9 protein-coding genes are annotated in these 9,761 nt (G+C 65.0%); 4 read left to right on the top strand and 5 right to left on the bottom strand.

Annotated elements, in window-relative coordinates:
- Positions 1 to 80: 80 nt before the first annotated feature.
- Positions 81 to 461, top strand: coding sequence for a helix-turn-helix transcriptional regulator (locus tag V7787_RS20105; protein ID WP_336089296.1), 381 nt, complete (start codon positions 81 to 83; stop codon positions 459 to 461).
- A 352-nt stretch (positions 462 to 813) separates the two neighbouring features.
- On the opposite strand, the gene V7787_RS20100 is transcribed toward V7787_RS20105, so the two are convergent.
- The 4 genes from V7787_RS20100 to V7787_RS20085 form a co-directional block, all read right to left on the bottom strand.
- Positions 814 to 1,455: a 3-keto-disaccharide hydrolase gene (locus V7787_RS20100; RefSeq protein WP_336089294.1), complete on the bottom strand. Its 642-nt coding sequence runs from the start codon at positions 1,453 to 1,455 to the stop codon at positions 814 to 816.
- 65 nt (positions 1,456 to 1,520) lie between these two features.
- Positions 1,521 to 2,150, bottom strand: coding sequence for a gluconate 2-dehydrogenase subunit 3 family protein (locus V7787_RS20095; protein ID WP_336089293.1), 630 nt, complete (start codon positions 2,148 to 2,150; stop codon positions 1,521 to 1,523).
- On the bottom strand, positions 2,150 to 3,952 hold the full coding sequence (locus tag V7787_RS20090) for a GMC family oxidoreductase (protein WP_336089292.1): 1,803 nt from the start codon (positions 3,950 to 3,952) through the stop codon (positions 2,150 to 2,152). Before V7787_RS20090 ends, V7787_RS20095 begins: the two co-directional genes overlap by 1 nt.
- Before the next feature lie 17 nt (positions 3,953 to 3,969).
- A complete protein-coding gene (locus V7787_RS20085; protein ID WP_336089291.1) occupies positions 3,970 to 4,872 on the bottom strand; it encodes a sugar phosphate isomerase/epimerase family protein in 903 nt (300 codons plus the stop codon).
- 199 nt (positions 4,873 to 5,071) lie between these two features.
- Here V7787_RS20085 and V7787_RS20080 point away from each other — a divergent pair, with 199 nt between their 5' ends.
- Positions 5,072 to 6,757 (top strand): GMC family oxidoreductase, encoded by a 1,686-nt coding sequence (locus tag V7787_RS20080; protein ID WP_336089290.1) that lies wholly within the window; start codon positions 5,072 to 5,074, stop codon positions 6,755 to 6,757.
- A complete protein-coding gene (locus V7787_RS20075; RefSeq protein WP_336089289.1) occupies positions 6,754 to 7,401 on the top strand; it encodes a gluconate 2-dehydrogenase subunit 3 family protein in 648 nt (215 codons plus the stop codon). Before V7787_RS20080 ends, V7787_RS20075 begins: the two co-directional genes overlap by 4 nt.
- A 51-nt stretch (positions 7,402 to 7,452) precedes the next feature.
- Here V7787_RS20075 and V7787_RS20070 read toward each other — a convergent pair whose 3' ends face one another.
- Entirely contained in the window at positions 7,453 to 9,363 is a 1,911-nt protein-coding gene (locus V7787_RS20070) for a galactose oxidase-like domain-containing protein (protein ID WP_336089287.1), read from the bottom strand.
- Positions 9,364 to 9,379: 16 nt separating this feature from the next.
- On the opposite strand from V7787_RS20070, the gene V7787_RS20065 reads away from it, so the two are divergent.
- Positions 9,380 to 9,628 (top strand): hypothetical protein, encoded by a 249-nt coding sequence (locus tag V7787_RS20065; RefSeq protein ID WP_336089286.1) that lies wholly within the window; start codon positions 9,380 to 9,382, stop codon positions 9,626 to 9,628.
- The last annotated feature ends 133 nt before the right edge of the window (positions 9,629 to 9,761 follow it).

The raw sequence follows: 9,761 nt of genomic DNA, 5'->3' as shown, positions 1-9,761 counted from the left end.
GTCGTTCAGTGTTTGGTCTGAACTTGATTACCCGTTACTCAAACCAGACTTGGCTATCGACGACACGGAGTGCACCGCCGATGCATATGGAAGACCGGATACGCCGCGCGAGACTGCAGGCGAAGCTTTCGCAACAAGAATTGGCGAGCAAGATCGGTGTGCAACGCAGCGCTGTGGCGCAATGGGAGAAGAACGGCGGCAATCTGCCGTCGATGAATCACTTGATCGAAATCGCGCTGGAAACCGGGGTGACTTTGGAGTGGCTGGGAACCGAGCGCGGCCCGATAAAGCCCAACGACGAAACCTGGACGCCCGCGGTGCAAAGCCTCGACTACGCCCAGGATGAGATCGAGTACCAGTGTTTGCAGGACCTCAGGCGGCTTCCCCATCGGCTGCGGGAGAACCTGGTGGAGATGATCTCCGTGCTGGCCAAGAATTATCCGCTGGAGCGCGGCGGCTGAGGCGACGGCTCAGCGTGGGCGTCTGCCTTGCGACGATGAGGCCCGATCGTCGACGCGCAGCATCTAAAGAATCCGTGAGTAAACGTGAGCGACGGTTAGCAACCGTGAGCGAACGCGCTCGCCGCGCGTCGACGCATCCACCGTTCGTCAGGATCCGGCGTAGACGCAATGCGGTTCGCAGTTTCGGCGGCGGCCTTGGGATACGTTCCACCGCGAACAGGGCAACCGCGGCTTCCTCCGATCCGCCGTTCGCGAGAACTGTTCATCCGGAGCGATCGGGTCGGCGCCCGATCGCTTCGCTTACTTCGTCGCAATTCCGCTGGCCGCTGCGGTCGCCGGCCGAATCAAGACTTCAGGGCAACGCCCGCACCTTGATGTTGCGGTAGTGCACTTCGCTGTCCGGATCGTGCGCCTGCAAGGCGAACGTCCCCGACGACAGCACCCTGCCCTTCATCTCCTCCGGCCGCTCCAGCCGCTCGGGCTGGGTGTAGTCGACGATCTGCTTGCCGTCGACGAAGGTGCGGACGCGGTTGCCTTCGACGCGGATGCGCATCGTGAACCAGACGTTGTCCTTGGCCGGCGCCTGGTAGTTGTCTTGCACGCCGTACAAGCCGCCGGTGCGCTTGGGATCGCTCTGGCTGTTGTTGACCTGGACTTCATAGCCTTTGCCGGGCCAGCCGTCCTGCTGCCAGGCGGTGTGGAAGTAGACGCCGGAGTTGGCGCCGGGCTTGGTCATGACCTGGAGCTGCAATTCGAAGTCGCGCAAGTCGTGGCGCTGCACCTCGCCCACGTAGTACAGATGCGAACGCGGGCCGCGCACCACGATCTGGCCGTCGCGCACGCTGAAAGAGCCCGGCTTTTCGCTGGCGCGCCAGCCGTCCAGGGTCTTGCCGTCGAACAACGACTGCCACTGCTTTCCGGGCTGTTCCGCGGCTTGCGCGCCGATGCCGCAGGTCAATGCCAGCAGGCAGGCGCCGAGCAACTTCATGTTCATGCGATGTCTTCTCCAGGCGAACCGGCGCACGGCCGGCATGCGATCGCGATGTGCGATCGATGGCATCAACCCACTCCCACGAGTTTGAGCACTTCCGGCGGCGGGCCGTCGAAGCTGGGCAAGGGCACGTTGCCGACATAGCCGAGGTAATGCCGGCCTTGCGGCGAGGTGCAGAATCCGCCGATGGTCAGGTCGCGATAACGGGCGAAGAATTCCGCGGCCTGTTTGTGTTCGTCCGCGGCCTTGGGCAGATAGCAGATGTCGTCGCAGATCGCGATGCGCTGACTCTCGATCGCCGCACCGAAGCTGCGCGAAAAACGCTGCCGCGCCTGCGCATCGAGCCAGTCGAATCCGGCCAGGATCAGTTTGCGGTCGGCGGCTTGCCGCGGGTACGGCGCGCTGACCCATTCGTTGATGAAATCGACCACGCCGACCACGACGGCGCCCGGCGCGTCGGCTTCGTCGGGAACGATCAGGTTGCACAGCGCGGTGGCGATGCGCCGCTGGCGTTCGTCCAGGGTCAGCGGCCAGATCGATCCCGGGCCGTAGGTCTTGAGCAGGTCCGGGTCGGTGCCGTAACCCACGCCCGAGGGCAGTCGGGGCGGCGGCGGATCGGAACTGCAGGCGGTCAGTTGCATCAGCGGCAGCGCGCTGGCCGCGGTCAGCATCCACTTCAAGGTCGTGCGGCGGTCCATCACAGCTCCTTGCGGCGCATGCGCGCCAGGATGTGGTCGCTGGCGCGCCAGGCCAGCGCCATGATGGTCAGGGTCGGGTTCTTGTCGGCGTTGGAGGCGAACACCGCGCCATCGGTGATGTAGAGATTGTCCACGTCCCAGGTCCGGCACCAGCGGTCGGTGACCGAGGTCTTCGGATCGGCGCCCATGATCGCGCCGCCGAGTTCGTGGATGATCGAGCCGCCGGTGTCGATGGCCTTGGCGCCGTCGGTCTGGACTTGACCCTGCACCCGCCCGCCCATCGCTTCGATGATGTCGGCGAAGGTGCGTTGCATGTGCGCGGCCTGGCGGGTTTCGTGTTCGGACCATTGCCAGTGGAAGCGCAGCACCGGGATGCCCCACTTGTCTTTGACCTGCGGATCGATCTCGCAGTACGAATTTTCGTTCGGAATCATTTCGCCGCGGCCGGCGAAGCCGACGAAGGAGCCGTAATAGCGGCGTACGTCCTGTTTGAACTTCACGCCGTAGCTGCCGCCGGTGAGCCATTCCAGCCCGGCGCCGGTGTGCACGCCGGGCATGCGCCGGCCGCCGCCGAATTCGATGTGATAGCCGCGGGCGAAACCGAGCTTGCCGGCCAATTGTTCCTTGTACAGCCACCACGGCGAATACATGTGGCCGCCGTCGGCGCCGTCTTCGTTGTGCAGCGGCAGGTTTTCCAGCAGCGGCACTTGCCCGGTCAGGTCGGCGCCGACGGTGTCCATCACGTAACGGCCGACCTTGCCGCTGGAGTTGGCCAGACCGTTGGGAAACGAAGTGGATTTGGAGTTGAGCAGGATCCGCGCCGATTCGCAGGCACTGGCGGCCAGCACCACCACCCGCGCGGAGGCGGCGAATTCGCTGCCGCTGGTCTTGTCGATGAAGCGAACGCCGTCGGCCTTGCCCTTCGCGCCGAGCACGACTTCGCGCACCATCGCATCGCAGACGATGTCGAGTCTTCCGGTCGCCAGCGCCGGCGGCAGATGCACGGTAGTCGATTGGTAATTGGCCCCGGTCGAGCAGCCGCGGCCACAGGGCGTGGCCCACCAGCAAGCGGCGCGCCGCTGCATCGCTTCGCGCAGGATCCGCTGCGCTTCCGGGTTGCCCGGATGCAGCTTGGCCGGCAGGTTGCCCGCGTCCAGCGGCCGCGTCAGCACCGCGCGGTGTCCGGCGATCACCGGAACGCCCAGGCGCGCGGCGCGCTGCTGCACCAGCAGATCGCTGACCCTGGGCTTGGGCGGCGGCAGCAACACGCCGTCGGGCGAATTCGGCGTGTTCTCCAGGCCGTCGTTGTCGCCGTACACGCCGATCAGCATCTCGACCTTGTCGTAGTACGGCGCCACATCGGCGTAATCGATCGGCCAGTCGAAGCCCAGGCCGTCGCGGCTGTAAGGCTTGAAGTCGTAAGCACCGTTGCGCAGCGAAATCCGGCCCCAGTGATTGGTGCGGCCGCCGAGCATGCGCGCGCGCCACCAGTCGAAGCGGCCGGCGTGGTCCTCGCGCGCGTTGACGTAGGGCTCGCCGGGGACTTGCCAGCCGCCGTCGACGGTGGCGTCGTAGAAACCGAAGGCCTTGTCCGGGGTGTTGACGCCGCGCAGCGGCGCCTGGTCCGGGGTCTGGAACATCGCGGTTTCGGTCGCCGGCGTGTAGTTGCGTCCGGCTTCCAGCATCAATACCCGCGCGCCTTCCATGCACAGGGTGTAGGCGGTCTGGCCTCCGGCGGCGCCGGAGCCGACCACGATCGCATCGTAGGAATCTCTGATGGCGGCTGCTGTCAGAAAGGGCACGGTAGGACCTCGGCGCGTCAGGATTTCAGGCGGCTCATGTACTGGAAACTCAGCTTGGCGCTGGCCAGCGGCGGCCGTTCGAAGTTTTCCTGTTCGACGAAGTAATGCCGAATCTTCTGCGGGTCCATCGCCGAGAACAGCTTCGGCCAGTCGACGCGGCCGTTGCCGATCTCGACGGTCTGGGTATCGACGCGATCGACGAAGGTCTTCGCGTTCTTGCGCACGTCCTTGATATGCAGCGAGGAAATACGGTCGGCATGCTCGGTCAACAGCTTGAGCGGATCGGCGCCGGCCGCGGTGACCCAGCCGATGTCGAGCTGCATCGTCACCAGTTTCGGATCGGTCAGCCGCAGCAGTTCGTCGTAGGCCCTGACGCCGTCGAAGGAACGGAACTCCATGTTGTGGTTGTGGTAGCCGCAGGCGATGCCGGCTTTGCGGGTCAGCTCGCCGATGCGGTTGAGCTGCTCGGCGTTCCACTTCCAGTCGTCCAGGGTCATGCCGGCGGCGAGCGCATTGCCGTCCTTGAAACGCGCATCGGCGGTCGCGGGAAACGAGATCACGATGTTGCGCGCGCCGACGGCCTGGGCGAAGTCGATGCGTTGCTGCAGACCGTCGCGGGCATCGGACATGCCGCAGTGCATGCTGGGCGCGGCCAGGCCGTTGTCGTCGAGCAACGTGCGCACCTTGGCGACGGGCATGTTCGGTATGCCCGCGAACTCGACTTCGCCGTAGCCGATTGCGGCCACCGCCTTCAACGCGGCCGGCAGGTCTTTGGCGACCTCCTCGCGGATCGTCCACAGCTGCAGACCGATCGGCTTTCCGAGCGGACCGCTGCGCGGTTTGGCGGCAAACACGTTCGGGGACATCATCGCGACCAGCGCCAACGAACCGCTTTGGAGAAAAGCACGTCGATTCAGCATGGTGTTCTCGCTATGTCAAAAAAAGTAAGACCGGTTCAACAAAGACAAAAAATGTCAGGGCCGGAATTCAACAAGCGATGCTGCGTTGCGGCAACGCGTACGTTGCGGATCGTCAGCGAGCGGCCTTGTGACAAGCGTTGCGATGCTAACCATTTTTCGCGGTAGAGTCGTCAACGAATTGGTCTAAGGCAGCCCATGCATGGCGACCCGGAACAATGTCTTCGACGCGATCGTGGTCGGCACCGGCATCAGCGGCGGATGGGCCGCGAAGGAGCTGACCGAGCAGGGATTGAAGACCCTGGTGCTCGATCGCGGGCGAATGGTCAAGCACGGCGAGTACCCGACCGCGCTCAAGCAGATCTGGGAACTGCCTTACGGCGGCCGCCCGACCGAGGACGACCTGCACCACCAGATGGTGACCCAGCGCGCCGGCGTGCTGACTCAGGCGAACAAACATTGGTTCGTCGACGACACCGAACATCCCTACATCGAGAAGAAGCCGTTCGGCTGGGTGCGCGGCTATCACGTCGGCGGCCGTTCGATCATGTGGGGACGGCAGTCGTATCGCTGGAGCCCGATGGATTTCGAAGCGAACGCGAAGGAAGGCATCGGCGTCGACTGGCCGATCCGCTATGCGGACATCGCGCCGTGGTACGACCGGGTGGAACGTTTCATCGGCGTCAGCGGCCAGGCCGAAGGTTATGCGCAACTGCCCGACGGGCAGTTCCTGCCGCCGATGGAGTTGAACTGCGTCGAGCAGCATCTCAAGCAGGCGATCGCCGACAAGCTGGGACGCGCGCTCACCATCGGCCGTACCGCCAACCTCACCGCTCCCCTCGCCCACAGCCCGCAGCGCGGCACCTGCCAGTACCGCAACCTGTGCGTTCGCGGTTGCCCGTTCGGCGCTTACTTCAGCAGCAACTCCAGCACGCTGCCCGCGGCGGAGAGCACCGGCAACATGACCTTGCGGCCCAATTCGATCGTCTACGAACTTATCTTCGATCCGGGCAAAGACCGGGCCAGCGGCGTGCGCGTGCTCGATGCGGAAACCAACGAGCAGATGGAATTCCACGCCAAGGTGATCTTCCTGTGCGCATCCACCTTCGGCTCCACCTCGATTCTGATGAATTCGGTTTCCAGCCGTTTTCCGCAAGGGCTCGGCAACGACAGCGGCGAGCTGGGCTGCAACATCATGGATCATCATCTGGGCGTTGGCGCTTCGGCACAGGTGGACGGCTTCGAGGATCGCTACTACAGCGGCCAGCGCCCCAACGGCATCTACATTCCGCGCTTCGTCAATATCGGCAAGGACAAGCGCGCTTATCTGCGCGGCTTCGGTTATCAGGGCGGCGCGTGGCGATCGGGCTGGACCCGGCTGATGCAGGATTCCGCGCTGGGCGCGGAGCTGAAGAGCAAGGCCGCGCAGCCCGGGCCCTGGGGCATGCGCCTGGTCGGTTTCGGCGAGACCCTGCCCTATCGCGACAACCGCGTCAGCTTCGATCCCGAGCGCAAGGACAAATACGGACTGCGCGTGCTGACCTTCGATGCCGGCCTGCGCGAGAACGAAGTCAAGATGCGCAAGGACATGAGCGCCGAAGCGGCGACGATGCTGGAGGCGGCCGGATTCAAGAACGTCAGCGAATACGACAACGCCGACGATCTGGGCATGGGCATCCATGAGATGGGCACCGCGCGCATGGGCCGGGATCCGCAAACCTCTGTGCTCAATGCCTGGAACCAGGTGCATGCCTGCAAGAACGTGTATGTCACCGACGGCTCGTGCATGACCTCCTCGGCCTGCCAGAACCCATCGCTCACCTACATGGCGTTGACCGCGCGCGCCGTCGATCACGCCGTGCAGGAACTCAAGCGGATGAATCTATGAGCGCCGACCTGCACCGCCGCGAGGCGATACGCCGGGTTGCCTTGCTGATGGGCGGCGCGGTGTCGGCGCCGGCCATCCTCGGCGTGCTCGCCGGTTGTTCGGCCGAGCCCGGCTCATCGGCTGAGACGGGTGCGAAGTCCGAATGGAAACCGGTCTTCCTCACCCAGGCGCAAGCCGCGCTGGTGGCGGAGGTCGCCGAGATCATGATTCCGCGCACCGACACGCCCGGCGCCAAGGACGTCGGTATCCCGGCCTTTATCGACAAGATGTTGAAGGACGCTTACCCGAAGGACGATCAAGCGCGTTTCGTCGCGGGCTTGGCGGATTTCGAAGCCCAGGCCAGGCGCGCGCACGGCCGCGCCTTTCTCGAACTGGACCCGGCGCTGCGCGCGGCGCTGGTGACGCAAGCGCATGGCCTGGCCGTCGAAGCGGAGCGAACCGCGCCCAAACCACCGGCTCAGCAACACCGCCCTTTCATCCAGACGATGAAAGAGCTGACCCTGCTCGGCTACTTCACTTCCGAACCCGGCGCCACCCAAGTCTTGCAGTACCGCCCGATTCCCGGCGCCTATCAGGCCTGCATACCGCTGGCGCAGGCGGGCAACGGCAAGACCTGGGCCACGGAAACCAGCCGCCCGTTCTGATTCGCGGACGTACGCCGCAAGCGCGGCGCACGCCCCCTGCGCGAACACCGATCAAATCTTGGGTTCGACGCCCAGCACTCGCACCTTGCTGTTGTTCGGCAAGGTCAGGCTGCGCACCGCTTTGCTCGAATCGAGGGTGAAGCGATAGCCGAACAAACGGAACGGACGCGAGTCGCGGCTGCCGTTGGAGCTCAATCGCGCCGGCATGGTGATCGCAACCGCTTCGCCGAACTTCGGCGCGTTGTACCAGTCGGTCACGCCTTGCTTGAAGCTGGTCTGGCTGCCGTCGGCGTAGGTGACGACGAAGGTTTGCCCGGCCTGATCGCCGCCGCCCGCCGCGGCCAGCACGTTCAAGACCGAGTATTTCCCCGCCGGCAATTCGATCGTCGCGCTGCTGACCGTATTGGGGCCGTTGGCCGGCCCGAACACGAAGGTCGAACCGTTCCAGCTCAGCTGTTTGCCCAACAAGCCGCTGGCATAGGCGTAGCCCGAGCCGTCCAGCCCGCCGGCGGCGACGGCGGCGCCTTCCTCGAAGATGCCGTAGCCGTTGTAGGCGCGGGTCATCGCCCGGGCGTTGATCCGCAGGATGTCGGCGCGCGAGGGCGTACCGGCTTCGTTGACCAGGAACAGCATGTAGTAGCCCGGCGGCGTCAACGTCTCCAACGCCGGCAGGTTGGCGGTGATGCGTTCGCCGTCGCGAGCGAAGCTCAGTTCCAACCGGCGCTGATCCATGTCGAAGGAATGGGTGACCGATCCGGTCTTGATCAACACCACCCGCTTGACCGTGGCCGCTTCCGGCGAGGTCAGCGCGAGGGTGCCGCCGGCGTCGACGGTCATCGGCGCGGAGGTCAGGGTCGGACGCGGCGCGGGCTTGCCGGTGGCGTCGAACAAGTACGGCGGGTAGTAGATCTCGCCGCTGAGATTGGTCTGCGGGCCGGGCGCGCCGCCGCCGAGGGTCAACACGGTGGCATCGGGCAGCAGCAACGAGGTGGAGTGATACAGGCGCATCCGGGTCGCGGTGGCGCCGTCGCTCCATTTGTTGGTGGCCGGATCGTAGAGCTCGCTGGTGTAGGCGACTTCCTTGTCCGGATAGTCGGCCGGGGTCTTGAGCACGCTGGAATCGCGCAACGCGCCGCCGGAAACGAATACGCGCCCGTCGGGCAACACCGCTGCGGTCGACCAGTGACGCGGCCGCACCATCGACGCGGCCGCCGTGACTTTGGGCGCGCGTTCGCTGATGTCGATCACATGCGCCTGGCGCAGCGCGTTGCGGGTATCGGTGCCGCCGCCGAGTTGCAGAATCCGCGACGGCGCGAACATCACCGCCGCCGAGCCGTGGCCGATATTGCTGCCGGCGAACCGGCCCAAGGATTCCATCGAACCCGTGCCGAGCGGCCGCACCCGGTACATGCTCTGCCCGACCAGGCCGAACACATTGCCGTCGGGGCCGACGAAGTTGTGCGGATACCACCAGTCCAGCGACTGGGTCGAAACCGCGCTGAGCAAACGGTATTTGCCGTCGGTGGCGCGCACTTCCGGATAGTCGGCGCCGCCGTTGCCGCCCTGCAGGAAGATCTCGCCGTTGGGCAAGGTGGTGGCGGTCGCGTACCAGCGCTTGCGCTGCAGGGTCGCGGTGCGGGTCAGGCTGTTGTCGGCGAAGCGGTACAGGGTGACGTCGGCATTGGGGTTATTGGTCGACTGCCCGGCGGGGCTGGTGATGTCGCCGCCGAAGATCTGCACATCGCCGCTGCCGGGCAGCACCAACTGCGCGCTGCAGAACAGATCGACCGCGGTGTTGTTGGGCAGCGTGGTGTGGGCATCGGTGCCGATGCCGAACAGCGGATCCCACACGTCGTAAATGAATTTGCCGGTCTGGATGCCGCGCGCGTCGCTGCCGTAGGTCAGCACGCGGCCGTCGGGCAGCAGCACCGCATGGATGCCGATCAGCGGCCAGCTGAACAACGCGGAGTAATTGCCTTTGACCGGATCGCCGGTTTGCGGGATCGATAACGCGCTGGCGGCTTTGCTCGTGATTGCCGCCGCCTTCGCGCCGGACTTCGGCGCTGGTTGCGCGACCGATGCAAGGTTTGATCCGGTGTCCCGCGCGGATTTCGTACCCGAGAACACGAGCACGACTCCGGCGGCCGAAATGGCGCCGAAGGCCAATTTCCATATCAGTTTCATGGGTGTTTTCCCTAAGTTCTTACAGACGATGACGCCGGTCTGATTGGCCGGTGCAGAACCAATAAAGAAGCGCTAGCTTCAAGAACGTAGAGATGGTGCGCGCTCCCCAGCACTTGCAGAAGGGGGACGCGCGGGTTCGGATGAATTATGTGAATTCAGCGAGCGCCGCGGGCTGC

The sequence above is a fragment of the Pseudomonas sp. CGJS7 genome (genome assembly GCF_036961695.1).
The sequence above is the reverse complement of the archived record's forward strand: the minus strand, read 5'-3'. Positions and strand labels throughout refer to the sequence as shown.